This window comes from Sorangium sp. So ce381 (assembly GCF_051473845.1).
Classification (GTDB): domain Bacteria; phylum Myxococcota_A; class Polyangia; order Polyangiales; family Polyangiaceae; genus Sorangium; species Sorangium atrum.
The window spans coordinates 3,764,720-3,790,214 of the sequence record NZ_CP150336.1; the positions used below are offsets into that span (position 1 = coordinate 3,764,720).

Genomic DNA, 25,495 nt, shown 5'->3' on the forward strand with positions numbered 1-25,495 from the left:
AGTTCCCTGATTCTCCCACGGACGCACAGGCGCGATTGACACCTCGTGTTCGGAAAGGCTATTCCCTCGACCGAGCACCGCTGTGGCAGAGATCCTCGTCGTCGATGACAGCAGGGTGATGCGCGAGATGGTGGTGGCCTGCCTGCGGGCAGAGCAGCACGGGTTCGCGCACGCGGCGAGCGGGCTCGAGGCGATTGAGACGCTCTCGCTCAGGCCGTTCGATCTCGTGGTGCTCGACCTGAATATGCCCGATATCGGGGGACTCGAGGTGATCGAGTTCATCCGGGGTCAAGACAGGCTGCGGAGCCTGCCGATCCTGGTGGTGACGACCCGGGGTGATGAGGAGTCCCGCGCCCGCACGCTCGCCGCGGGGGCGTCCGAGTTCATGACGAAGCCCTTCACTCCTGACGCCATCCTGGCCAGCGTGCGCGCGCTCCTGCAGGACGACGTCGCCGGCGCCGGATGACCGGCGCGCTCGACGTGAACGAGTTCGTGGCCGGCTACCTCGTCGAGGTGGAAGAGCACCTCTCCGCGTCGACGGCCAACCTCCTCGCCGTCGAGGCGGCCCTCCGCGCCGGCGAGTCGAGCCCCAGGCCGATCCGGGAGCTCTTCCGCGCCCTTCACACCATCAAGGGCCTCTCCGCCATGGTCGGCGTGGAGCCGATCGTGGATCTCGCCCACGCGATGGAGACCGTGCTCCGGGCGGCGGACCGGGCGGCCGGGAGCCTCTCCGCCTCGTCGATCGAGGTGCTGCTCCGCGGGCTCCGGGCCATCGAGGAGCGGGCCCGGGCGCTCGCCGAGGGCAAGCCGGTGCTGCCGGCGGCGCCGGAGCTCCTCGCCGCGCTCACCGCGCTCGATCTCGCCGCAGCGCCGTCGCCGCCCGTGCCGACGATCGGCGCCGATCCCGAGATCCTCGCGAAGCTCGGGCCCGGCGAGCGGGTGCAGCTCGCGCAGGGCGTGGCCGGCGGGCGGCGCGCGCTGCGGGTCGACTTCACCCCCTCGCCGGCGCGCACCGCCGAGGGGGTGAACATCACGACCGTCCGCGAGCGCGTCGGCAAGCTCGCCGAGATCGTCAAGGTCGTCCCGCTCTCGGTGCCGGCCGGCGATGGGGCGCCGGGCGGCATCGTCTTCGCGCTCCTCGTCCTCACGAGCGCGCCCGACGAGGAGGTCGCGCGCGCGGCGGCGGCGGATGGCGTCCGCGCGCTCACGGTGGAGCCCCCCGTCCCGCCGGCCGTCGCGGCCCTGGCGGAGCGCGAGCCGGACGAGCCGGTGGACCAGGAGCCCCAGCTCCGAGGCGTCGTCCGCGTCGAGGTGGCGCGCCTCGACGACGCGCTCGACAAGCTGTCGGCGCTCGTCGTCACGCGGTTCCGGCTCGCGCGGGCGGCCGCCGAGCTGCGCGCCCGGGGGGTCGACACCCGCGATCTGTCGGAGATCCTGCGCGAGCACGACCGGACGCTGCGCGACCTTCGCGGCGCCATCATGCGCGCGCGCATGATCTCCGTGAAGGAGCTCCTCGAGCGCGTGCCGCTGGTCGTCCGCGGCCTCGGCCGCGCGACCGGCAAGCAGGTCCGGCTCGAGATCGACGCCGGCAAGGCCGAGCTCGACAAGGCGGTCGCGGAGCGCGTCTTCCCTGCGATCGTGCACCTGCTCCGGAACGCCGTCGATCACGCGATCGAGCCGCCCGCCGAGCGGCGGCGCCTCGGCAAGCCGGAGGAGGGCGTCGTCCGGGTCTCCTGCTTCGAGCGTTCCAGCAATCAGCTCGAGCTCAGCGTCGCCGACGACGGCCGCGGCATCGATCGCGCGCTGGTGGCGAGGCGGGCCGGCCGCCCCGCGCCCGAGAGCGACGCGGCGCTGCTCGACCTCATCACGCTCCCTGGGCTGTCGACGCTCGACCAGGCGACGAAGACCAGCGGCCGCGGGCTCGGGATGGACATCGTGCGCCGCATCGCGGTGGAGCAGCTCAGCGGCGAGCTCTCGGTGAGCACGTCGCCCGGCGCCGGCACCACCTTCACCCTCCGGATCCCGCTCACGTTGACCATCGTGGACGCCTTCTCCTTCCTGTGCGGTGACCAGCTGTTCGTGACGCCGGTCGCGGGCGTCGAGGAGGTCGTGGAGATCGATGCCGCCCGCATCATCCGCGGCCCGGCCCCGGGCGAAGCGCGGGGCGGGACGATGCTGCCAGCCGCGGGCGAAGCGCGCGGAGGGACCATGTTGCCAGCCGCGGGCGAAGCGCGCGGAGGGAGCATGTTGCCAGCCGCGGGCGAAGCGCGCGGAGGGACCAGGTTGATCGAGCGCCGTGGCGAGGTCGTGCCCCTCGTCGACCTCGGCGCCCTCTTCGAGACCGGGGCCTCGCCCGCGCGCAGGGCGCTCGTCGTCCGTCGCCACGGCGCGCCCTTCGCGTTCGGCGTGACCCGCGTGATCGGCCAGCAAGAGGTGGTCGTGCGGCCGCTCGAGGACCCGCTCGTCAGGGTGCCGGGCGTGTCTGGCTCGACGGATCTCGGCGATGGGCGCCCCACGCTCGTCCTCGACCTCGTGACCCTCAGCGGCAGGCTCTCCGCTGGCCGCGGCGGCCGCGGCGCGCTCGTCCGGGTGGCCTCGTGAGCGAGCTGCACGTGGTCCTGAAGGTGGCGGACACCGAGTACGTCATCTCGGCGGCGGACGTGCTCCACATGGAGTCGTTCGCCGGGGCGACCCGGGTGCCGGGGACGCGATCGTACGTCGGCGGCCTGGTGCAGATCCGGGGCCGCGTGGTCCCGGTCGTGGATCTGCGCGTCCGCTTCGGGCTCCCGAGCGCGGAGCCGACGCTCGACTCGCGTGTCATCGTCGTCCAGCACGGCGGCCGCACCGTGGGCCTCCTGGTGGACAGCGCGCGCGAGGTCGTCAACATCGCCGAGGGCGAGCTGCGGTCGCCCCCCGAGGTCATGGCGGAGGAGAGCGCCGGGTTCGTCAGGGCCGTCGCGAAGATCGGGGAGCGCCTCGTCATGCTCGTCGACGTCGGCAGGATCATCGGTGAGGAGCAGGATCATGGCAGCTGATGCAATCGCGGACATCGATGGCGCGCTCGCGCTGGCGGAGCAGACCGAGCGCGCGCTCCGCCAGGCGGTCGCGACCGTCGCCGGCGTCGAGCAGGCAGCCGCGCGGCTCGCCGCCCTCGGCGCCGAGCAGGCCACCGCCGGCAGGGAGCAGGGGGCCATGGCGGGGGCGCTCGCGGGCGAGCTCGAGGAGGCCGGGGCGGCCGCGCAGGCGCTCGCTCGTACGGGGCAGCGGGTGGGCGACGCCGTCGTCGAGGTCGTGAGGGGGACCGAGGGCATGGCGGGCGGCGTCGGCGCGCTCGCCCCCGCGCTCGCCAGCGTGAAGGGCGACGCCGACTCGCTCGCCGCCTCGTCGGACACGACCGCGGTCGCGCTCGAGGAGATCGCCCGCTCGGTGAAGGCGGTGAGCGCCAGCGCCGAGGAGCTCGCGTCCTCCAGCGAGGAGCTCCTCAGCGCGGTCTCCGTGACGAGCGGATCGGCCGACGAGGCGGCGGCCCGCGGCGAGAGCAACGCCGCGGCCATCGAGGAGATCGGGGCCACCATCGAGGAGATGTCGAAGGGCGTCGCGCGCCTCTCGGCCGACGCCAAGGGGGTCGGGGCGCAGATCTCGAGCATGGCCGCGGCCGTCGTGGGCGTGAGCGGCTCCCTCGATCGCGTCGCGAAGGACGCGACCGAGATGGCGAGCGCGGTCGAGGAGACCGCGGCGACCGCCGAGCAGATGGCGCGGTCGATCCGCGGGGTGGCCGAGAGCGCGAAGGCGCTCGACGGGAGCGCGTCGACGACCGCGAGCACGATCACGGAGATCGCGAGCTCGGTCGAGGAGGTCGCGGCCACCGCCGAGAAGAACGCGGCGACCATCGAGGCGAACGCGGTCGCCGCCGAGGAGCTCGCGAGGACCGCGCAGCAGGTCGCGCAGAGCGCCGAGCAGATCAGCGGGCTCGCGGCCGGCAACGCCGCCACGTCGTCGCAGGTCGAGGCCTCGACGCGGCGGATCGTCGCCATCGTCGAGACCGCGCGCGCGACCGCCGAGCAGGGGGTCGCGACCGCGCGCCAGGGCGCCGCGACGGTCGGCCGGTCCATCGCCGGGCTCGGGAGCATCCGGCAAGCGATGGCCGACTCCGCTTCGGTCATGAAGGAGATGGGCAAGCGGGCGGAGGAGATCGGCGACATCGTCCAGACGATCAACCTGATCGCCGATCGCACGAACCTCCTCTCGCTCAACGCCAGCATCGAGGCCGCGCGCGCGGGGGAGCACGGCCGCGGCTTCGCCGTCGTCGCCGAGGAGATCCGCAACCTCGCCGATCGGGCCGCCGTCTCGAGCGCCGAGATCGCCAAGATCGTCCGCGCGCTCCAGGCGAGCGCCCGGGAGGCGGTGGCCGCCTCGAGCGAGGGCGTCAAGGTCGCGGACGAGGGGACCCGGCTCGCGAGCGACGCCGATCGGGCGCTCACGTCCATCCTGCAGGGGGTCGAGGAGCTCGGCCGCTCGATCCGCGACATCGACCGGGCGAACGCGGAGCAGGTGCAGGCGGTGGCCTCCCTGACCCAGGCCGCGTCGCGCATGAGCGACGAGGGCAAGGCGGTCGCGCGCTCCGCGGCCGAGCAGACCAGGGCGATCCAGGCGCTCGCGCAGGGCAGCGCCGAGATGCGGCGCATGGCCCGGCAGACGAAGGACGCGACCGCCGAGCAGGCGCGCGCGCTGCGGGACGCCGTGAAGGCCAACGCGCAGCTCACGTCCACCGCCGAGCGGGTGTCGCGGGCGATGGACGAGCAGGCGACAGGGGCGTCGCAGCTCGCCAAGGTCGCCGCGCAGATGCGCGCGCTGACCCAGCAGACCAACGCCGCCATGGTCGAGCAGACACGCACCCTGGCCGGGATCACGGCGCTCACGCAGGACGTCACGGGCGCGTCGCAGCGCATGGTCGCCGGCCTCGCGGAGCAGGCGGGCGGCGCGACCGAGATCGCGCGCGCGATGGACGACATCCGGCGGCTGTCGGTCCAGTCGGCGCGGGGCACCGGCGAGCAGGCGCGGGCCGCGAAGCAGCTGGAGGCGTCCGCCCGCCAGGTCGCGCGGCTCGCGGCGGCGGTGACCGCCGCGACGGCGGACCAGGGCAAGGCGACGGCGGCCCTGGCGAAGGAGGGGGAGTCCGTGCGCCGGATCGCCAGGCAGACGGCGCGGGCCGTGGCCGATCAGGCGGAGGTCGTCATGGCCCTCGCGTCGGGCGCGAACCGGCACACGGCGTCGCTCCAGGCCGCCGAGAAGGGGGCCTCCGAGCTCTCGACCCGGAGCGAGCAGCACGCCGCCTCGCTCTCGCGGCTGCGCGATCCGGTCCGGGAGCTGCTCGCCGCCACGGCCAGGCACGCGAGGGACACCGGCGCGATCGCGAGCGACGCAGGCCAGGTGCTCGAGCAGCTCGGCAGGATCAGGCAGGCGAGCGCGGAGCACGCGGACGCGGTCGCGGGCGTCGTCGCCACGGTCGCCCACGCCGTCGCCCACATCAAGGCGAACGGGACGCAGCACCCCGCGCCGCCGGAGACAGCGTGATCGCCCGGCGCCCCGCGCTCGCCATCTCGGACGCGGAGCGGCAGCGCGTCGAGCAGGTCGAGCGGCTCGCCGCCTCGGGGCCTCCGGGGGCGCCTGCGCTCATCGAGATGCTCGCGGATCCGAGCTGGACCGTGCGGCGGGCCGTGGTCGCGTCGCTCGCCGCGCTCGGCGACGCGGCGGTCCACCCCCTGTGCGCGTGCCTCTCCGCCCGGCGCGACAGCGAGGCGCGCATCGCCGCCACGGTCGACGCGCTCGTCGCGTCGCTGGGCGACGTCGACGCCGCGGTGCTCGCGCTGAGCCTGGATCCCCGCCCCGCGCTCGTCGCCGACGCGGCGCAGATCCTCGGCCGCCGCGGCAGCGCGAAGGCCGTCTCCCGGCTCGCGGAGCTCACGTCGCACCCCGACGACAACGTCGCGGTCGCCGCGATCGAGGCGCTCGGCCGGGTCGGCGGCAGGTCCGCGGTCGACTCGCTCGTGGAGGCCGTTTCCAGCGGGAATTTCTTCCGTGTCTTCCCGGCGATCGACGTGCTGGGCCGGAGCGGCGACCCGCGCGCGACCGGGCCGCTGGCGGTCCTCCTCGATGATCCTCGCTACGTGCTCGAGGCGGCGCGGGCGCTCGGCCGCACCGGCAGCCGCGGCGCCGTGGCGCCGCTGGTGCGCCTCCTCGGGCGGCCGAGCGACGGCGTCGTGCGCGTCGCCGCGGCGGCGCTCGCCGAGCTGCGCGAGCGGTACCGCGAGCGCTACGGGACGGCCGCGCCGATCGACGAGGCGCTCCGGAGCGAGGCGCCGGCGCCCGGCGTGGCGCGCCGGCTCTCCCAGAGCCTCGCGGGCGCGGATCCGGCCGAGCAGGCCGCCCTATGCAGCGTGCTCGGCGCGATCGGGGGCGACGACGCCCTGCTCGAGCTGACGCGCCTGCTCGACGCCGGTCATCCCGTCGCGGGCGCCGCCGCGGAGGCGCTCGGCCAGCTCTCGCGGAGCGCGGATCCCCGGGTGCTCGCGGCGCTGCGCGACGGCGACAGCCGGCGCAGGCTCCTGCTCCTGCCGCTCGTCCGGGGCGTCGCGGCGGCGGGCGACGTGGAGCGCTGCCTCGCCGATCCGGACGCGGAGGTCCGCGCGGCGGCGTGCGACGCGCTCGCGCGCATCGCGGAGCCCGGCTCGGCGCGCGCGCTGTTCCAGGTCCTCGACGACCCGAGCCCCCGCGTGGTCCACGCCGCGACGACCGCGATCCAGGGCCTCGGCGGCCCGGACGTCGAGGGGCTCGCGCTCGCCGCGGCCCACGAAGGGACCCCGGCCGCGCGGCGGACGGCCCTCCGGATCCTCGGGCACCTCGCCCCTGCGTCGGCGCTGCCGGTCTTCCTCGACGGCCTCTGCGACCCCGACGTTCGGGCGCGCGAGCAGGCGATCCATGGCCTCGCGTCCCTCGCGGCGCCGGCGGCGCTCGACGCGCTCGTCGCGGTCGCGGCCGATCCCACGGCGCGGATCCGGGCCGTGGCGATGCGGGCGCTCGGGCAGTCGCGCCGGGATCCTCGCGTGATCGACGCGCTCCTCGCGGGGCTCCGCGACGGCGACGCATGGGTCCGGTACTACGCCTGCCAGTCGCTGGGGAAGCTCGGGTGGGAGGCGGCGGCAGGGGTCATCGCCGAGCGGCTCCGGGACGAGAGCGGCCAGGTGCGCGTGGCGGCGATCGAGGCGCTGTCGGGGATCAAGGGCGATCTCGCGCTCGTGGCGCTGGAGCAGGCGGCCCGGGACGGCGACACGGACATGCGGCGGTCGGCGCTGATCGGGCTCGGCATCGCCGGGCGGGAGGCGTCGCTGCCGACGTTGCTCGACGCGCTCTCGTCCTCGGACGTGGCGACCCGGCTGGTCGCGGTCTCGGCGATCTCCGGCTTCTCGTCGCCCGAGGTCCTGCCGGCGCTCGTGCGCGCGGCGGGCGATCCCGACGAGAGCGTGCGTGCGGCCGCGACCAGCTTCATCGCGGGGCGGCCAGGCGCCGAGGCGACGAGGACGCTCGTCGCGCTGCTCGTCACGTCGCGGGCGCAGGGCCCGCTCCTCGCCGCGCTGTCGACGCCCGTGCCGGGCCGCATCGAGGGCATCCTCGACGCGCTGGGCACGGCGGACGACGAGCTCTCGCCGCTCCTGACCGCGGCGCTCGCGCGGATGCGGCTCCCCGGGGCGCACGCCGCGCTCCTCGAGGCGCTCCGGCTGCCGCGCGCGCCGGCGCGGAAGGCGGCCGCCACGACGCTCGCCGCGGTGGCCACCCGCGAGGGCTTCGCGGCGGTCGAGCGCGCCGCGCGGACCGATCCAGATCCCGAGGTGCGGCGCGTCTCCGCGTCCGTCCTCGCACAGTGGGCCTGATCCCGTGGGCATGACGAGCCGCCTCCCCATCTCTCCGCAGGTCTTCGCGATCTTCAGCGCGCTCGTGGCCGAGAAGATCGGCCTCCACTACGACGCGGCCGATCGCGAGCTGCTCGGCGACAAGCTGTCGGCGCGCGCCATCGACGCCGGCTTCGATTCGCTGCTCGATTATTACTACTTCCTCCGCTACGACCCGGCGGGCGCGGCCGAGATGGACGCGCTGATCGACGGGCTGGTCGTGGGCGAGACGTACTTCTTCCGCGAGTTCGCGCAGATCGAGCTCGCTGTCTCGGAGTTCATCGCGCCGCGCGTGGCGGCGGGCGGCCGGCCGCGGATCTGGTCGGCGGCCTGCTCGAGCGGCGAGGAGCCGTTCACGCTCGCGATGCTCCTGGCCGAGCGGGGCCTGCTCGACAGGGTCGATCTCATCGCGAGCGACATCAGCGCGCGGGCGCTCTCGCGGGCCCAGGCCGGCGTGCTCGGGCCCCGCTCGCTCCGGAGCAACGCCCCGCCGCCTCCGTTCGCCGAGCGGTGGTTGCAGGTGACGCCCGATCGCGTCGTCGTGAGCGCCGACCTGAGGCGGGCGATCGACTGGCGGCGGATCAACCTGCTCGACGCGTCCCAGGTCGCGTCGCTCGGGCGGCTCGACGTCGTGATCTGCCGCAACGTGCTCATCTACTTCCACGACAACACGGCGCGGTGGGTGGTCAAGAACCTCGCGGGGGCGCTCTCCGCGGGCGGGATCCTCCTGGTCGGGGTCTCCGAGTCGCTCTTCAGGCTCGGCACCGCGCTCTCCTGCGAGGAGCGGGGCGGCGTGTTCCTCTACCGGAACGCGGCGTCATGAGCCGCCCTGCGGTCCGCGTGCTCGTGGTCGACGACTCGGCCTTCGTGCGCAAGGTGCTGCGGCAGGTCCTCGGCGCGAGCTCCTCGATCGAGGTCGTCGACACGGCCATGGACGGCCTGGACGCGCTGGAGAAGATCGCGCGCTACAAGCCGGATGTCGTCACGCTGGATCTCGTGATGCCGAACCTCGACGGCCTCGGCGTGCTCGCGTCATTGCCGCGCGAGGGCGCGCCGCGGGTGATCGTCGTCAGCAGCGCCGACGCGGACAGCGATCTCGGCGTCAGGGCGCTCCAGGAAGGCGCGACCGATCTCGTCGAGAAGCCGACGGCGCTCGCGACCGATCGCCTCTTCGGCCTCGCGGACGAGCTGGTCCGCAAGGTGCTCGCCGCCGCCGAGGCGAAGGTCCACCGCGCAGAGCCGCCGCCCGCGCCGCCGCCCGCGCCTGGCGCGATCCCGGCGCTCTCGCGCACGCGGGTCGTCGTGATCGGCGCGTCGACCGGCGGCCCTCTGGCGCTGACGCGGCTCTTCGCGGCGATGCCCGCAGGGTTCCCGGCCCCGATCGTCGTCGCGCTGCACATCCCGCCTGGCTACACGGAGTCGCTGGCGCGCCGCCTGGACGACGCGAGCGCGCTCTCGATCGTCGAGGCGTCGGACGATCTCCCGCTCCGGCCCGGGCTCGTGGTCCTCGCGCGCGGGGGGACGCACATCGAGGTCCGGCGCGACCTAACGCGCGCTATCGTCCGCTTCGTGGCGACGGCCAGCTCGTCCCTCTATTGCCCGTCGGTGGATCTACTCTTCGCGAGCGCAGCGGCCGAGTTCGGGCCGGGCGTCCTCGGGGTCGTGCTGACGGGCATGGGGGACGACGGCCTGGAGGGCTCCCGGGCGATCCGCGCGGCGGGCGGGAGGATCCTCGCCGAGGCCGAGTCGTCCTGCGTCGTTTACGGCATGCCCCGCCGCGTGCTGGAGGCCGGGCTCGCCGCGGCCGCGGCGCCGATCGATCAGATGCCTGCGGCCATCCTGCGGCATCTTTGACGTCGCACGTCGCACGTCGCACGTCGCACGTCGCACATCGCGCGGCGCGCCTCGTCACAGCGGCCAGTAGACGACCTTCCCCTCGATCTCCTGGAACGTCGCCGCGTTGCCGTCCTGGGAGACGATGAAGGCGATCCGCTCCGGGTACCCCGCGACGAACGCCGCGGCCGCGCGGTGGCGGGTGCCTCGCGCGTCGAGGCTCAAGCTCGCGTCCATCCGCTGGTCGGGCGTAGCGGCGAAGACCTCGGAGATGATCGCCCGCGGAGGCGGCAGCTTCGCGCCGAACGCGAGCACGTCGAGGGCGTGGCTCATCACGACCGCGCCGTCGACGGTCGTCAGCCGGACGATGAGCTCGAGCAGCCGGCTGACGCGCTCGGACCGCTGGAGCGCGTGCTCCGATTCGCTCGCCGCTGGCCTCCCCCCGGACGGCTGGCATTGCCCGTCCGTCAGGTGGGGCTCGTGCGCGCCGGCGAGGTCGAGGATGGCCGAGCCGAGGCACAGGGCAGGGGTCAGCCGCTTGACCTCGGTGTCGAGCTGATTGCCCTCTTCACCGAAGAGCTGCGGCAGGCCCTCGCCCGGCCCCAGTACGACCAGGAGCCCGCCGCGGCCGAGCTCGACCATCCCCTCGACGATGCGCAGCAGATAGCCGCGCACGTCGCGGGCGAGCGCGCTCGCCTGGTCCCGCGCGACGGTCCGCTCGATGGAGTCGAGCAGCGGCCGGTTCTTGGGCATCCACGTCCGCACGGCGCCGCGCTCGTATCGGACGACCTCCCATTCGCCGCGGTACACGGCCACGACGCCGGGCTTCGGGGCGACGACGCGCACGAGCTGATCGAGCGCGAACGACGGCCGGCCGTGCGGCACCGCGATGCCGGCGACGGCGAGCGACCCCTCGATCGGCACCACGGCCAGGAAGGAGCGCGGCCACGCGCTCGCCGGAGCCAGGTTGGCCAGGTGCTCCGCGTCGAACGCCACCGGGGACCCGAACCGCACGAGATCCCACGCGGGCTCTCCGGACTCGAACTCGGCGAGGCGCTCGGCGAACACGACGCCGATCGGGTTGAGCCGCCCCTCCTCCGTCGCCATGGACGCGAAGAACAGCGTCTCGATCAGATGCGTCAGGATCGCGGCGAAGGAGGGCGGCGCCTCGTCGGGGGCGACGCGGGCGCCCGGAGCCAGCTTCTGCGCCGCGAGCGGGGCCTGCCCTTGCAGCTCGAGGAAAGCCGCCGTGACGTCCGCCGGATACTTGGGGCGCATGAGCTCGCTCTACCCTCCTCCGCGCCCCCGGTCAGCCCGGCGGGCGGCTAGCGGACCGCTTCGCCGTGCTCGCTACGCGGCCCGACGCGAGCTGCCGCCCTTCCGCTTCGGGGTCTCCGCCTTCCGCGCCCTGGATTTGCCGCCCTCTTCCGGCGCTGGTCTGTCGGCTTTCGCGCCGTTCTTCGCCTCGTCGTTCGCGGCCTTCCCGCCCTTCTGTCCGAGGCTCTTCTTGAGCAGCGCGATGAGGTCCACCGTGCCAGTGGCGCGGCGCTCGCGCTCTTCCTCCACGGGCTCCGCTGGGGCGGTCGTGCGGCCGGATTTCACCTTCTTCTCGATGAGCTTCATCACGTCGTCGCGGTACTCATCCTTGTATTTCTCCGGCTCCCACGCGGTGGCCATCTCGGCCACCAGCCGCTCCGCCATCTCCAGCTCCCGCTTGCCGAGCCCCTTTCCCTTGGCGTCCATCTCGGGCAGGTCGAGCTCCTCGTCGGAGCGGAGCTCGTGCGCGAACCGGAGCAGGTTCAGCACGAGCCCTCTGCCGTGCGGCCTCACCGCGGCGATGTGCTCGCGCGTCCGGATCACGACCTTCGCGATACCGACCTTGCCTGTCTTCCGCAGCGCCTCGCGCAGGAGGACATACGCCGTCACCGGCGATCGCTTCTTGCCGTTCTGGGACGCGGGAGCGAGGAAATACGGTTTATCGTAGTACATCGGGTCGATCTCCGAGGCGTCGACGAAGTCGAGGATGTCCACGGTCTGCGTCGCCTCCACGTTCGCGCGGCGCAGGTCCTCGTCGGACAGGACGACATACTCGTCTTTCTCGTAGGGATAGCCGCGGACGATATCGTCCCAGCTCACCGGCTCGCCCGTCTCCCGGTTCACGCGCTCATAGCGGATCGGCGCCATGGTGCGCCTGTCGAGCTGCGTGAAGTGGAGCTCGTCGGGCTCCTCGGCGGGGTAGAGGGCCACCGGGATCTGCACGAGCCCGAAGCTGATACTCCCTTTCCAGATGCTGCGAGGCATGTGCGCTCCTTCGACCCGGGCGGCGACCCGAGGGGCCCGCGCCAGGTCCGTCATGGCGAGCAATGCAAGCCGGCGGCCGACGACGCGTCCTCGCGGAGCCTGGGCCGCGCGCCCGTCCTGGCCGCCCGCGGGCATCGCGGAGCCTGCGCCTCCCGCCGCGCGCTGCCACAGCCGAGGTCGCGTTTCGCCACGGCGGACCGGGCGCGGCGCCGATCGGTGGTGATCGCTGCCCCACGCGCCTTGGCCCGCTGTATAACCCGCGTGACATGCCTCGGCGTTCCCACGACCTTCACGGCGCCGCGCCGGACGAGAGCCGGACAGCGCTGCTCCTCATCGACGTGATCAACGATCTGGACTTCCCGGGAGGCGACCGGCTGCTCGCCCACGCGCTCCCGATGGCGCACCGCGTCCGGGCGCTGAAGCAGCGGTGTCGCGACGTCGGCATTCCGGCGGTCTACGTGAACGACAACTTCGGCCGCTGGCAATCCAACTTCCACCGTCAGATCGAGCACTGCCTGGAAGAGGGCGTCCGCGGCCGCGAGATCGCGGCGCTATTGCGGCCTGGAGAGGACGATTATTTCGTGCTCAAGCCCAAGCACTCCGGCTTCTACGGCACCACGCTGGAGATCTTGCTCGAGTCGCTCGGCGCGCAGACGCTCCTCCTCACCGGCATGGCGGGGAACATCTGCGTCCTGTTCACGGCGAACGACGCCTACATGCGCGATTACCGGCTGTTCGTCCCGTCGGACTGCACCGCCTCCGAGACGGAGGAGGACAACGGCCACGCGCTCCGGCAGATGCAGCGCTTCCTCAAGGCCGACATCACGCCGTCGGACGAGCTCGACCTCGAGCGGCTGCCCGCCTGAGGCCGCCGGCGCGCGGCGTCAGGCGGGCAGTTGCCCGAGGTCACGTGGGAAGCGTGGGAAGCGTGGGAAGAAAGAGCGTCGCGCTCAGGCGACGGCCTTCTGCTTCGACGAGATCCCCTCTTCGGTGAGGACCGCGATGTCGGTCGCGCCGCTGCGCTCCAGGATCTGCTTGGCGAGCGCGCGCTCGTTGCTGTCGTTGACGTGGACGGAGATGAGGATGTTGCCGCCCTTGATCTTCCCCTCGTACTGCTTGGCCTCGACCTCGGGGATGCCGAGCCCGATCAGGGCGCCGGTCACGCCGCCGAGCGCGGCGCCGGCCGCGGCGCCGCTCAGCGCGGCCATGATGGGGCCGGCGGCGATGAAGGGCCCGAGCCCCGGGATGGCGAGGGCGCCGATGCCCGCGAGCAGCCCGATGGTCCCGCCGACCGCGCCGCCCGCGCTGGCGCCCGCCGTCGCGCCCTCGGGCGCCTTCGTGTGCTTCTCGTGCGCGAAGTCCCGCGTCCCGTGCTTGTCGGGGAACAGCGCCGAGATGTCGCCTGTCATGAAGCCGGCGCGCTGCAGATCGCCGACGATGATGTCTGCCTGAGCGAGCGTGCTCACGAGGCCAAGGACCGCTTTCTTCGTTGCCATGGTGTCTTCCTTTCGGACCGTTCGATTCGGTTCAGTCAACGTCGACTTCGAGCTGGTTATCGACCTTCTGCACACCCGGGATCCCGAGGGCGATCGCGCCGATATCGGCCTTCTCCTTGTCGCTCTTCACCGGGCCGCGCAGCGTCACCACCTGCCCCGTCGTGATGATCTTGACGTTCTTCGCGCTCATCGAGAGCGTGTCGTTCGCGACCACCGCCTGCCGGATCTTCTGGGTGATCGTGCGATCGGCCTCGTTCTCGCCCTGGTCCCCGGGGGTCAGCGCGGCGGGATCGCGATCGCGATCGTTCTTGCCCGTGTTGTCGGCGGCCGTCGGCGTGGGGTTGTTCGCCCGCTGGGCGATCTCGCCCGGCACCGCGGGATTGCCGTCCGAGCGAGTCGTGCCTTCCGCTCGATCGCAGCCGGCCGCAGCGGCGAGCGAGAGAGGCATCAGCAGGAGGTATTTTGCTGTGTTCATGCCCGCCGCCCTCGCAAGGCCCGGGCCATCCCTGGTGGAGAGCGCCTGTCGGTGCGCGGCCGTGGCCACGGCGGCGCATGATCCCCGTCACGCCGGAGGAGGAGATGCCTTTTTTCACGCCGTACCGTGGGTGGCTCTTCCAGGCGTCGGCGCGCGGCTGGCAAGCTCATGAATAGAAAGAGGCCGGACTGCCCCAAGTGGGGCGAACTGCCCCGTGCCGGCGATGTCAGAAGGGGAGAAATCGCGCTAGCGGGCGGAGGACGGCGCGTGTGTACGCCTGTGACGGACGTCGTCGAGAGGGCCAGTCGCCAGCACCGGATCGGGCCCGCGCTGGAGGAAGGGCTCAATCGTCGCGGGCGCCTTTCGGTCGTTCGGTCGTGCGCGCGTTTGGCGGTTCGATCGGTCGTTCGATCGGTCGTTCGATCGGCCGTTCGATCGGTCGTTCGATTCCGAGCCTCCGCAGCTTCCGGTAGAACGTCGCTCTCGACATGCCCGCCTCGCGCGCGGCCTGCAGCGCGTTCCAGCCGGTCCGCTCGAGCGCGGCGAGCAGCGCGGCGCGCTCGTCGCGCGGCGGTCGCAGCGCGCCGCGGCCGCCGCCTTCCTGCGCGCGGGGCAGGTCCACGTCGTCGGGGCCGATCCTGCGGCCGTCGCAGAGCACGACCGCCTTCGTGATCACGTTCTCCAGCTCGCGCACGTTGCCGGGCCAGCCGTGCTGGCCGAGCCGCCGCAGCGCCTCGTGGGACAGGTGCGGCGCCGGGCGGCCCAGCTGCTCGGCGGCGCGGCGCACGAAGTGGAGCGCGAGCTCCGGCAGGTCCTCCAGGCGATCGCGCAGCGCCGGGAGCCGGATCTGCACCACGGCGACGCGGTAGTAGAGGTCCTCGCGGAAGCGCCCGCGCGCGGCCTCGGCCAGGAGATCGCGGTTCGTCGCGCAGACGAGGCGGAAGTCCACGCGCACGGCCTCGGCGCTGCCCACCGGGCGCACCTCCCGCTCCTGGAGCACCCGGAGCAGCTTCGCCTGCACCTCGAGCGGCATCTCGCCCAGCTCGTCGAGGAAGAGCGTGCCGCCGCGCGCCGCGACCACGAGGCCGGTCCGGTCCCGATCGGCCCCCGTGAACGCGCCGCGGACGTGCCCGAAGAGCTCCGACTCGAGCAGCGCGGCGGGGAGCGCGGCGCAGTTGATCCCCATGAACGGGCCGCTCTTCCGCGGGCCGGCGAAGTGGATGGCGCGCGCGACGAGCTCCTTGCCGGTGCCGCTCTCGCCCGTCACGAGCACGTTGACCGGCGCCTCGACCACGCGGTCGAGCGTCGCGAACACAGCGCGGAGCGCGGGGCCGCGCCCCACGATGGCGCCGTAATCGTAGCGGTGCTCCAGCGCCTGCTGGCGGACGAGCACCTGCTCCTGCAGACGGTCGATCTCCGCGGCCTGGCCGCGCAGGAGCTCCTCGACGCGGCGCCGCTCGGCCTCGAGCTCCACGGTGCGGCGGCGCAGATCGTCGACGAGCCGCGCGTTGCGCAGCGCGAGCGCGACCTGGTCGGCGAAGGCGAGGAGCAGGTCGACGTCCTCCGGCGCGAAGCGCGCGCGCCGGAAGCGGTTGTCGAGGTAGAGCGCGCCGAGCACGCCGTCCGGCGAGCGGATCGGCACGGCGATCACGGACCTGAGCCGCATCGCGTGCACCGACGCGTGCTCGTGGAAGCGCGGGTCCTCCTGGGCGTCCACGGTGACCACGGGCTCCTGCGTCGCGATCGCGCGCTCGGCGATGCCGTAGCTGAACTTGAGGTGGCTCCTGCCGACCTTCTCCCGGTCGACGTTGCGCGCGACCGCCACGCGCAGCTCGCCGCCCGGCTGCTCGATCAGCAGGAACCCGCGCTCCGCGGCCGTGAGGTCGATCGCGGCGTCCATCGCCATCGCGAGGATGTCGGCGATCTCGACGGAGGAGTTGAGCCTGCGGAACACCGCGAGGAGCCGCTCGAGCTTGGCCGTGCGCTCCGCCGCCGGCTGCGCCGCGGGCTCGGCCGCCGCGGGCGCGCGCGCCGGCTGGGCCGCGCGGCGCCGGGGGTGTGTCCAGAAGGCGTGCTGCAGCGCCTCCGGCAGCGAGCGCGCCATGGCGGTCCAGGCGGCGGTCGCGCGCTCCCGCTGCGCCGCGGCGGCCTCGGGCTCGCCTGCGAGCTCGTGGGCCTCGGCCAGGGCCAGGCGGACGTCCGCGGCGAGGTCGGGCTGCGCCGCGCGCTCGGCGAGCCCGAGGGCGCGCTCGAGGCGCTCCCGGGCAGCGGCGAGGTCCTGACCGAGGTTGCCGTCGCCCTCGCCGTCGAGCAGCGCGAGCCGCCCCTCCAGCAGCGCCGCGCGCGCCCCGAGGTCGGGCGCCTCCCGGGCGGCTCCGTGCTCGCGCGCCCGGCCCAGCGCGGCGCGCGCGTCGCCCGCGGCGCCCCGCGCGAGGTGGGCCCGGCAGAGCTCCAGCTCCTCCTCCACCACCTCCCGCTGCGCCCCCTGCGCCTCGAAGCCGCTCCGCGACCGCTCGAAGCAGCGCGCCGCCTCCTCGGCGTCGCCGGCCGCGAGCGCGCAGTCCCCGAGGACCGAGGCCGCCGCCGCCGCGAAGAACGGCGCGCCCCGCCGCGCGGCCTCCGCCTCCACCCGCGAGGCGACGCGGGCGGCCCGCTCGAACGCCCCCACGTCCGCCCAGAGCTTCGCCAGATCGAAATCGAGGACGAGGACCAGGTCCGCCTGGCCCAGGGCGGAAGCGAGCCGCGCCCCGCGCTCGTAGGCGGCGAGCGCTCCCCCGAGGTCGCCCGACTGGTGGCACGCGGTCCCCACGTTGAGGCTGCAGCGCGCCACCAGGTCGCCGAGCCCGTGCTCCTCCGCGGTCGCCAGCGCCTGCCGGTACCCCACGAGCGACGCCTCGACCTCCCCGGCCCGGAAGGCGTCGATCGCCTGGTACGACAGCGCCCGCACCAGCGCCCTCGGCGCGCGCCGATCGCGGTGCAGCCCGGCGGCGAGCCCGAGGTGCAGCCCCGCGAGCCGGCGCTCGCCGAGGTAGCTCGCCGCGACGCCGACGTCCTCGTGGAGGCTCGCCAGCACCTCCGGCTCGTCGCACAACGCGAGCGCCGGCTCGGCGCGGGCCCGCGCCTCCGCGTGGGATCCGAGCCGCAAGAGCGCCCGGCTCGCGAGATCGGCGAGGGCCGCGCGCTCGCGCGGCGTGGACGATGACGCCGAGCCCTCCCCGCCGGCCTGCTCGACCCGCTCGGCCTCGTCGAGCCGCGCGAGCGCCGCCGTGGGGTCGCCCAGCTCCAGCAGGCACGCGCCGAGCCGGACGAGCGCCTGCGCGCGCCGCGCGCCGAGCGCTCCGGCCTCGTCGCTCGCGAGCAGGTGCTCCAGCACCTCGCGCGCCCGCGCCGCGCGGCCGGCGCGCTGGAGGGAGGACGCGATCTCGAGCCGCGCCTCCGCCGACGTCGCCGCCTCGAGCAGCGCCTCCGCGGTCGCGGCCCACGGCGTTGGATCCGCCTCGCGCTCCGCGCGCCGCTCGAGGAACAGGCGCTCGGCGGCCGCCGCGTCGCCCGACAGCGCGAGGTGCAGCGCCCGCTGCTCGGCGTGCGCCGGGAGGGCGGCGGCCGCCCGCGCGTGCGCCGCGCGGACCACCTCGCCGCCGAGGGCGCAGAGGAGGGCGGCGATCGGCCCGGCGCGCGTCAGCGTCCACCCCCCTGCGGTGCGGGCGGCGACGCCGCGGGCGGCGAGCTCGGCCAGGTGCGCGACCGGGAGCCCGAGCGGCGGCAGCTCCTCGTCGGCGACCGCGCCGCCCCGCACGGCCAGCGTCGCCACCGCGTCCCGCAGCGGCCGCCCGAGGCCCCGCAGCCGCAGCGCGTAGCGCGCGCTCGCCCCGGGCGTCGTCGCGTCGAGCCCCGCCACGTCCCCGCTCTCGGCGAGCCGCCCCGCGATCACCACGAGATCGGCGGGCCACCCCGCGCTCGCGCGCAGCACGACCTCCGTCGCGTCGCCCAGGCCGATGTCGTCCATCCACCGCTGCACCGCCTCGCGCCCGAGCGGCGGCAGCGCGACCTCGCGCGCGCTCCGCCCCGCCTCGGCGGCCACCGCGGCGAGCGGCGCGCGGCCCCCGCCGTGCGGGACGCGCTCGGCGGCGAGGAGCAGGACCGGATCCTCGGGGCCGAGCAGGCGGGCGAGCGCCTCGAGCATCTCCCGGTCCGCCCCGCTCACCTCGTCGGCGTCGTCGAGCACGAGCACCAGAGGCCCGGGGCCCGCGTCGCCTCCTCCTCCCCGCGCACGCGTCAGGCGCTCGTGCGCGCGCAGGGCGCCCAGCGCGCCGGAGGGGAGCGCCTCCTCGCCGGTCGCCCGGCGCAGCATCGAGGCCACCGGCGCGCTGGTCCTGGCGAAGCCCTCCACGGCCTCCATCCGGAGCTCGGCGCTCCACGTCGCCTCGCGGAGGAGGCGGCTCTTCCCGCAGCCTGGCTCCCCGGAGATCACGCAGACGCGCGGGCCGCGCTCGCCTCGCTCGAGCGCGGCGAGCGCCTCGGCGACCGCGCGCAGCTCACCCTCGCGCCCGACGAGGTGGGGCGGCTCCGGCGGCGGCGGGGCCATGGCGCGCGGCGCGGCGCCCACCCAGTCGAGCACCTCGCCCGCGTCGGCCGGGCGGTCGCGCGGCTCGGACCGCACGAGGCGCTCGACGAGCGCGCCGATCGCCTCCGGCAGCGGCTCCGCGAGCAGCGGCGCGATCGCCTCGATCGTGCGGCCGAGCGAGAAGAGGTCCGCGCGCCCGTCGGCCGGCTCGCCGCGGATCACCTCGGGCGCGAGGTAGCCCCGGGTGCCGGAGACGCCGTCGTCGGGCCTCCCCCCGAGCCGCGCCGCGCAGGACAGGTCGATCAGGACCGCGCGCCCCGAGGCCCCGACGAGGATGTTGGCCGGCTTCACGTCGCCGTGGCGGATGCGCGCGCGGTGGAGGAACCGGAGCGCGTCGAGCACGTCCACGATCGCGGCCCGCGCCTCCTCGAAGCGGCGGCCTGTCACGTACTCGTCGAGCGGCGCGCCCAGCACCGCCTCCGACGTGAAGTAGAAGCGCGGCTCGCCGGTCTCCCGGAGCATGCCGAAGTCGAGCACCCGGACGAGGTGCGGATGGAAGAGCCCCGCCAGCATCCTGAACTCGCCGCGGAACGCCGCCCGCTCCGCCGTGCGCGCGTGGCCGAGCAGCTTGAGGCACAGGTCCCGCCCGAGCGCCTCGTCGCGCGCGAGCCACGCCGTGGCCAGGCCCCCCCGCCCCAGGGGACGGATCAGGCGGTAGCGGCGGGCGAGCAGGGTCCCTTCGGCTTGGCTCACCCGCGCAGTGTCTCACGGATGTGCCATCTGAGACAGTGAGACACTCTATGAGACACTTGTGCCTTGGATTTCGCGTCGATTTCCGTCCTTTTTCATTCGGCACCAGGTTTGCTCTAATGACCGGCATGGCGATGCAGACGACATACGGACACCGAGGACGGCGGGGCGCGCGCGTCGCGACGCTCCTCGGGGTGCTGCTTGGCGGCTGTGTCGTGAGCCCGCAGCCGAGCCCGCCGGTCCACGAGCCGATCCTGGATACGGGGCTCGTCGGCGTCTCGGGCGACCCCACGGTCTTGCGGCAACAGGTCTTCCTCAAGGGGGAGCCTGGCGCGGTCGAGCCGGCGGAGGGCGTGGTCCTGGTGACGAACCTCGACAGCGCCGACGCGCCCGTCGTCGCGGAGATCAAGGCCGACGGCAGCTTCGTGGCCGCGGTGGACGCGTCGACGGAGCAGGTCCTGCGGATCCAGGTGAAGCAGGGCGAGCGCCGGTCGGAGCCGGTGGATCTGCAGCTCACGGGGGAGCCCATCGACGCGACGCGGACGATGCTGGCGCACCTGCCTTGCCTCACGATCGAGCCCGCCGCGTGGGTCTCGCTCGAGGCCGGCGAAGGCGACGTGGTCGTCCGCAATTCGTGCGCCGAGGATGTGGCCATCGGCGCGCCGCGCTTGCGCCGGGGCGCGGGGCCGTTCGGGTTCAGCCCGGCGGAGGCGTTCGTGGTGCCGGCGGGCGAGTCCGCCGTCGTCACGGTGCGCGCGGACGGTGAAGGGGTGGAGCGCGAGGACGTGCTCTTCCTCGAGGTCACGGCGCCGGAGCCTGGGCGCCGCGCCGTGACATTGACGCTCCCCGACTGAGCGGTCGGGGAGACGAACAACGAACTCGCGCGCCGCGCTCGACGTACTGCGCGCGGCGCGAGGCGCCCCTTCCTCTGGAGGGGAGGGGCTCGTGGATGTCTATCGCCTTGCCGGGGACGGCGGGGCTCTTTTGGAGGAACACATGAACGTCCAGAATCGTATCAAGAGCAGCCGTATCGGATCCTTCCTCTGGCTCGCACTTTCGATGCTCCCGCTCGCCGCGGGCTGTCACGTGGAGATCGCCGACGACAGCACCGCCTCCGACTCGGCGGAGGTGAAGGGCGGCGGCGGGCAGGGCAAGGCCTGCGGCGGCCTCCTCGGCCTCTCCTGCAAGAAGGGCCTTTTCTGCGACTACGAGCTCGACGCCATGTGCGGCGCGGCCGATCAGACGGGCACCTGCCAGCCCACGCCGGGCGCGTGCACGAAGGAGTACAGGCCGGTCTGCGGCTGTGACGGCAACACGTACGGCAACGAGTGCATGGCGAACGCGGCGGGCACGTCGGTGTCGTCGGTCGGCGAGTGCGCGCCTCCTCCGGGGGATACCTGCGGCGGCCTCCTCGGCCTCTCCTGCAAGGACGGGTACTTCTGTGACTTCGCGCCCGACGCGCAGTGCGGCGCGGGCGACATGACGGGCACCTGCCTGCCCACGCCGGGCGCGTGCACCAGGGAGTACAACCCGGTCTGCGGCTGTGACGGGAACACGTACGGCAACGCGTGCACCGCGAACGCGGCGGGCGTCTCGGTCGCGTCGAGCGGCGAGTGCGCGCCGCCTCCGGAAGAGGGCAAGGCGTGCGGCACCCGCGGCGGCTGGACGTGCGAGAAGGGCGAGTTCTGCAACTTCGCGCCCGAGGTCGAGTGCGGCGCGTGGGACGGGCCGGGGACCTGCACGCCCATCCCGGAGGCGTGCACGCTCGAGTACAACCCGGTCTGCGGCTGCGACGGCCAGACGTACAGCAACGCCTGCGCCGCCGCCTCGGCGAGCGTGTCGGTCGCGTCGAAGGGCGAGTGCGCGCCTGCGGGGAAGATCTGCGGCGGCCTGGCGGGCTTCGCGTGCGACAAGGGCGAGTTCTGCAACTACAGCATCGAGGCCATGTGCGGCGCGGCTGATCAGACGGGCACCTGCCAGACCATCCCGGAGGCGTGCACCGAGCAGTACGACCCGGTCTGCGGCTGCGACGACAACACGTACGGCAACGAGTGCTTCGCGCACGCGGCGGGCGTGTCGGTCGTGTCGCGCGGCGAGTGCGCCGAGCGCCGGTAAGGCGGTATCGTAGGCGCCGACCGCGCCGCGCGTCGCGCGACACCCCCCTCGCGCGACGCGCGGCGCGGCGGCGCCGCCCTTGACCGGCTCCGGGCCGGTTCCCTAGCATCCTGCGGCGCATGAGCGCCGCTCGATCCCAGACAGCGTCGACGCTCCTCCTCGACGAGCACTTCGAGGCCGGCGACGACCGGTTCGTGGACGAGGTGCTCGCGTCGGAGGCGGGCCGGAAGCTGAAGGCGCTCGCCCCGCGCTGGTACGCGGACCGGCGCCCGTTCGCGCGCCGCGCGCTGCTCCGCTACATCGACGACGGCTGCGACAGGCCGCACCACCGCGGCCTCGTCAAGGTCCTTTACAAGCTCGCCGAGCAGGCGGGGGACGACGAGATCGTCGGCCGCTTCATGGTCGCCTTCGATCGCCTCGTCCGCCGCAAGCTCGTCAAGGTGACCCGCTACGACTGGGTGACCAGGACCTCCAGCGACGAGCCCTGCCTCGTCAGCGACACCGGCGTGCCGGTCAGCCTCCCGAAGGGCGACGTCGAGTCGCCGCGCTTCTCGATGCGGACGCGCCACTACCTGCGGCGCCGCGCGTTCCGCTACTTCCGGCGGCTCGGCCGGCGCGACGCCGCCCGCTACGGCCGCGCGATCCGCGCCGCGCTCGCGCTCTACCGCGACGAGCACCTCGACAGGCCCGAGCGCCTGCTCGACGCCTGGGGGCTGCTCCACGCGCTCTACTGGGGCTCGCCCGCCCTCGATCGCCTCCCGCGCGGCGTCCGCCTCGCGGAGGGCGCCTCCCTCGCCGAGCTCGAGCCCGCGCCGATCTACCCGGAGGCGTGGCAGGGCGCCTTCGACGAGCTGCTCGGCCTGGTCACGGCCGCGAGGAGCCGCACCGTCCGGGCCTTCGCCGTCGGGCTCCTCGAGCGCGCGTACGCCGCCGAGCTCCGCGGCCTGCCGCTCGCCCGCGTGCGCGCGCTCCTCGAGAGCCCGCACGACGAGGTGCAGACGTTCGCCGCCGGCCTGCTCCGCCAGATCCCGGGCCTCGGGAGCCTGCCGATCGCGGACTGGCTCTCGCTGCTCCAGACCGAGAACGCCGCGGCGCTCGCCTTCCTCTGCGAGGCGGTTGTCGAGCACGTCTCGCCGGCGCGGCTCTCGCTCGCCGAGTGCGTGGGCCTCGCTTGCGCGCGCGCCGCGCCGGTCGCGGAGCTCGGCCTCCGCTGGGCGAGGACGAAGCCCGTCGAGACTGCAGCGGATCTCGACACGATCGCGCGCCTCGCGACCGCGGTCGCCCCTCGCGTGCGGGAGGAGGCGGTCGCGTGGCTCATCGAGGTGCTCGGTCGCTCGCCCCACGGCCGGGCCGAGCACGTGCGCGATCTCCTGGACTCCCGCCACGAGGACGTCCGCGCCCGCGCGCTCGAGCTGTTCGAGGCCGACGCCCGCTTCCGCGACGACACCGGCCTGTGGGCCGCGCTGGCCGAGACGCCCCACGCCGACGCCCGCGCGTTCCTGATCCGGCACCTCGCCGCCCGCAAGGCGGCCTTCTCGCCCGAGGCGCTGCGGCACGTCTGGGCGGCGGCGCTGCTAGCCGTCCACGGCGGCGCGCGCGACAAGCGCGCGGTCGTCCGGCAGATCGCGGACCGCGTGGTCGCCCGGCCCGGCGAGGCGGACGCGCTCCTGCCGCTGCTCGGCGTCGCGCTCCGCAGCGTGCGCGCGCCCGAGCGTCGCGCCGCCCTCGGCGCGCTCGCCCGCGCCGCGTTCCGCGCCCCCGCGCTGCGCGACGCCATCGCGCGCAGGCTCCCGGAGCTCCGGCTGTTCGAGGGGGAGGACGCGGCGTGAGCTTCGATCTCCGCTACCTCGGCAAGAGCGGCATGAAGGAGCTCGGCGGCGGCGCCGCCCTCAGCTTCGCGCCCAACCTCGCGCGCCCCAGGGTCTTCTTCGACGGCGAGCTCGCGCGGCCGGTGCGCTTCCGCGAGGCGATCAGCGCCCTCCACGACGTCGTCGTGGGCGACCTGCGGCGCCTGCCGAAGGATCGCTCCGCCCACGAGGCGTGGAAGCAGCAGGAGGCCGAGCGCGAGGCCCGGCTCCGCCGGGAGATCCACGGCGAGGCCATGAAGGCCGAGCTCGCGCGCCTCGGGAACGCGCCGCTGCCGCGGAACCTCGAGGCCGACTTCCGGAAGATGCACAAGCTCTACTGGGGCGCGCGTGTCCGCTGGGCGAACGAGCTCGCGAAGAGCGATCCGCAGCTCTTCCGCCACCTCGTCCCCTGCGATCCGGTCGTGACGGTCGCGCCCGATGTCGTCTTCTTCGAGTGCTTCTCCAAGGACGAGTCGAGCTACGGCTGCCTCTCGGTCGATCGCGACGCCTTCCGTGGCGCGCAGGACGCCGGCCTCGGCACGACGAACGTCGACTACTCGCTCGCGCTCTACGAGCACTTCCAGACGCTCCGCAGCTACCGGCCGACGCGGCTCCTCGTCGATCCGACCGGCTTCGAGGTCGCCGTGGAGGGCCGCGACGACTACCGCGAGGAGAAGATCGATCTCCCGCCCTCGTGGCTGCGCGGCTTCGGCCAGCTCCAGGCGGCGATGTGCCTCCCGTGCCGGAGGGTCGAGGTCCCCGTGGAGGCGGTCTACTCGCTGCTCGCGCACCTCGACCGGCACCGCGAGCGCACGGGCCCGCGCAGCCTGCGCTTCCAGCTCACGCCGGGCAAGGCGCCGATCCTCGTGCTCGACCCCTGGGGCGTCTCCATCCCGTGCCGCGGCGTCACCTGCGACGACGTCCCCGTGGCCGTGGGGCCCGCGGCGGGCGGGGGAGGGCTCGGCCCGTACCGCTCCGGGGCGCCGAGGGGCGCGCCGGCGGCGGAGGCGACCGAGGAGATCAAGGTGTGGGGGAGGCGCCGCCTCTCGGTGCTCGCGCGGCTCTTGCCGCTGGCCGATCGGATCGAGGTGCGGCTGCTCGGTTCCGGGCTGCCGAGCCTGTGGATCGTCTTCATGGGCGAGATGCGCTTCACCCTCGCGCTCTCGGGCTGGACGGCGAACGACTGGACCTCGGGCTCTCACCTCGACGTCATGGCGGACGCCTTCACCCCGGACGCGCAGCTGGCGGACCGGGTCGTCCGCCACCTCGAGATGGTCCGGCGCGCGTCCTACGGCGAGCTCGCCGTGTCGATGGGCGCGCCGGACGGCGCGCTTCGCAGCGCGCTGCACCTCGCCGCGAAGCAGGGGCAGGTGGTTTACGACCACGCCGCGGAGTGTTATCGATGCCGCCCGGTGATGCCGGTCGCCCTCTCCGACGCGCTCCTCGGCCCCGAGCCCCCGGAGCTCGCGGAGGGCCGGCGCATCGCCCGGGGCGGCGTGGAGATCGCGCGGGAAGAGACGCTCTCCGGCGGCCGCCGCGTCGTCATGGCCAGGGCCAAGGCCACGAGCTGCGAGCTGCTCCTCGACACCGACGGCGCGATCAAGAAGGCGAAGTGCAGCTGCTCGTACTTCTACAAGAACCGGCTGCGCGCGGGCCCGTGCCGGCACCTGCTCGCGGTCAAGCTCCACCTGTCCGGCCGCGGCGACGCGGCGCCCTCGCAGCAGCCTCCGGAGGCGGAGGCCGCCCCGCGCGGCACGAGGGCGGCGACGGCCGCCCCGCGAGGCGAGGCCGTGCCGTTCCCCGCGGAGCTCCTCGTCGAGATCGAGCGCGCCGCGGCCGCCCAGCGGGTGGGGCTCGCGGAGGTCGTCGAGGCGTCGTGGGATCTCGCGTTCGAGCGCATCCAGGGCTGCCGCTCCTGGGTCGAGGCGCTCGCGCTGGGCGGTCCGGAGGCGGAGCGGGCGCTCCGCGCGCGCGAGCTCCGCGCGCCGGTCATCAGGACGCTCCCGGTCCACGCGGACGTGCTCGTCGAGATCCGGCGCGTCGCTGACCAGTTCAAGGCGAGCCCCGCCGCGGTGGTGGGCCTCGCGTGGCTCGTCGCCAGGCGATCGACGAAGTGAGGTTCACCCAGGATCCGAGAGTCCAGCCCTGCAAGGAGATCCGTCCGCTCG

17 protein-coding genes are annotated in these 25,495 nt (G+C 74.4%); 12 read left to right on the forward strand and 5 right to left on the reverse strand.

All coding sequences use genetic code 11. The features are described from left to right. Nucleotides 1-82: 82 nt before the first annotated feature. Genes WMF29_RS14325 through cheB form a run of 7 tightly spaced genes read left to right on the forward strand, consistent with a single transcriptional unit; the run spans nt 83 to nt 9,800 of the window. Nucleotides 83-466 carry a response regulator transcription factor gene (locus WMF29_RS14325; protein ID WP_437329356.1) on the forward strand — a complete coding sequence of 128 codons (384 nt, stop codon included), beginning with the start codon at nt 83-85 and terminating at the stop codon, nt 464-466. Further along, nucleotides 463-2,601 (forward strand): chemotaxis protein CheA, encoded by a 2,139-nt coding sequence (locus WMF29_RS14330; RefSeq protein WP_437329357.1) that lies wholly within the window; start codon nt 463-465, stop codon nt 2,599-2,601. Before WMF29_RS14325 ends, WMF29_RS14330 begins: the two co-directional genes overlap by 4 nt. Then, on the forward strand, nt 2,598-3,035 hold the full coding sequence (locus WMF29_RS14335) for a chemotaxis protein CheW (protein WP_437329358.1): 438 nt from the start codon (nt 2,598-2,600) through the stop codon (nt 3,033-3,035). Before WMF29_RS14330 ends, WMF29_RS14335 begins: the two co-directional genes overlap by 4 nt. Beyond that, nucleotides 3,025-5,574, forward strand: coding sequence for a methyl-accepting chemotaxis protein (locus WMF29_RS14340; RefSeq protein WP_437329359.1), 2,550 nt, complete (start codon nt 3,025-3,027; stop codon nt 5,572-5,574). Before WMF29_RS14335 ends, WMF29_RS14340 begins: the two co-directional genes overlap by 11 nt. Continuing rightward, nucleotides 5,571-7,928 carry a HEAT repeat domain-containing protein gene (locus tag WMF29_RS14345; RefSeq protein WP_437329360.1) on the forward strand — a complete coding sequence of 786 codons (2,358 nt, stop codon included), beginning with the start codon at nt 5,571-5,573 and terminating at the stop codon, nt 7,926-7,928. The genes WMF29_RS14340 and WMF29_RS14345 overlap by 4 nt, the downstream gene beginning before the upstream one ends. A 10-nt stretch (nt 7,929-7,938) precedes the next feature. Then, complete coding sequence (locus tag WMF29_RS14350) at nt 7,939-8,769, forward strand: CheR family methyltransferase (protein ID WP_437329361.1); 831 nt, start codon at nt 7,939-7,941, stop codon at nt 8,767-8,769. Continuing rightward, nucleotides 8,766-9,800: a chemotaxis-specific protein-glutamate methyltransferase CheB gene (cheB, locus tag WMF29_RS14355; protein ID WP_437329362.1), complete on the forward strand. Its 1,035-nt coding sequence runs from the start codon at nt 8,766-8,768 to the stop codon at nt 9,798-9,800. Before WMF29_RS14350 ends, cheB begins: the two co-directional genes overlap by 4 nt. 54 nt (nt 9,801-9,854) lie before the next feature. Here the strand turns inward: cheB and WMF29_RS14360 are convergent, their stop codons facing one another. Beyond that, a complete protein-coding gene (locus WMF29_RS14360; protein WP_437329363.1) occupies nt 9,855-11,057 on the reverse strand; it encodes a putative sensor domain DACNV-containing protein in 1,203 nt (400 codons plus the stop codon). 72 nt (nt 11,058-11,129) lie between these two features. Then, nucleotides 11,130-12,080 (reverse strand): Ku protein, encoded by a 951-nt coding sequence (locus WMF29_RS14365; RefSeq protein ID WP_437329364.1) that lies wholly within the window; start codon nt 12,078-12,080, stop codon nt 11,130-11,132. Between the two features lie 266 nt (nt 12,081-12,346). On the opposite strand from WMF29_RS14365, the gene WMF29_RS14370 reads away from it, so the two are divergent. After that, nucleotides 12,347-12,946 carry a cysteine hydrolase family protein gene (locus tag WMF29_RS14370; protein WP_437329365.1) on the forward strand — a complete coding sequence of 200 codons (600 nt, stop codon included), beginning with the start codon at nt 12,347-12,349 and terminating at the stop codon, nt 12,944-12,946. A gap of 84 nt (nt 12,947-13,030) precedes the next feature. Here WMF29_RS14370 and WMF29_RS14375 read toward each other — a convergent pair whose 3' ends face one another. The 3 genes from WMF29_RS14375 to WMF29_RS14385 form a co-directional block, all read right to left on the reverse strand. Beyond that, entirely contained in the window at nt 13,031-13,576 is a 546-nt protein-coding gene (locus WMF29_RS14375) for a DUF3341 domain-containing protein (RefSeq protein ID WP_272103636.1), read from the reverse strand. 31 nt (nt 13,577-13,607) lie between these two features. Continuing rightward, nucleotides 13,608-14,051: a BON domain-containing protein gene (locus tag WMF29_RS14380; protein WP_437329366.1), complete on the reverse strand. Its 444-nt coding sequence runs from the start codon at nt 14,049-14,051 to the stop codon at nt 13,608-13,610. Nucleotides 14,052-14,394: 343 nt separating this feature from the next. Next, nucleotides 14,395-19,368 carry a sigma 54-interacting transcriptional regulator gene (locus WMF29_RS14385; RefSeq protein WP_437329367.1) on the reverse strand — a complete coding sequence of 1,658 codons (4,974 nt, stop codon included), beginning with the start codon at nt 19,366-19,368 and terminating at the stop codon, nt 14,395-14,397. Between the two features lie 125 nt (nt 19,369-19,493). Here WMF29_RS14385 and WMF29_RS14390 point away from each other — a divergent pair, with 125 nt between their 5' ends. The 4 genes from WMF29_RS14390 to WMF29_RS14405 all read left to right on the forward strand — a co-directional run bounded on the left by WMF29_RS14390 (nt 19,494) and on the right by WMF29_RS14405 (nt 25,444). Beyond that, on the forward strand, nt 19,494-20,219 hold the full coding sequence (locus tag WMF29_RS14390) for a hypothetical protein (protein WP_437329368.1): 726 nt from the start codon (nt 19,494-19,496) through the stop codon (nt 20,217-20,219). A gap of 142 nt (nt 20,220-20,361) precedes the next feature. After that, nucleotides 20,362-21,480: a Kazal-type serine protease inhibitor family protein gene (locus WMF29_RS14395; protein WP_437329369.1), complete on the forward strand. Its 1,119-nt coding sequence runs from the start codon at nt 20,362-20,364 to the stop codon at nt 21,478-21,480. 119 nt (nt 21,481-21,599) lie between these two features. Further along, complete coding sequence (locus tag WMF29_RS14400) at nt 21,600-23,309, forward strand: hypothetical protein (RefSeq protein ID WP_437329370.1); 1,710 nt, start codon at nt 21,600-21,602, stop codon at nt 23,307-23,309. Further along, a complete protein-coding gene (locus tag WMF29_RS14405) occupies nt 23,306-25,444 on the forward strand; it encodes an SWIM zinc finger family protein (RefSeq protein ID WP_437329371.1) in 2,139 nt (712 codons plus the stop codon). The genes WMF29_RS14400 and WMF29_RS14405 overlap by 4 nt, the downstream gene beginning before the upstream one ends. Nucleotides 25,445-25,495: the final 51 nt, after the last annotated feature.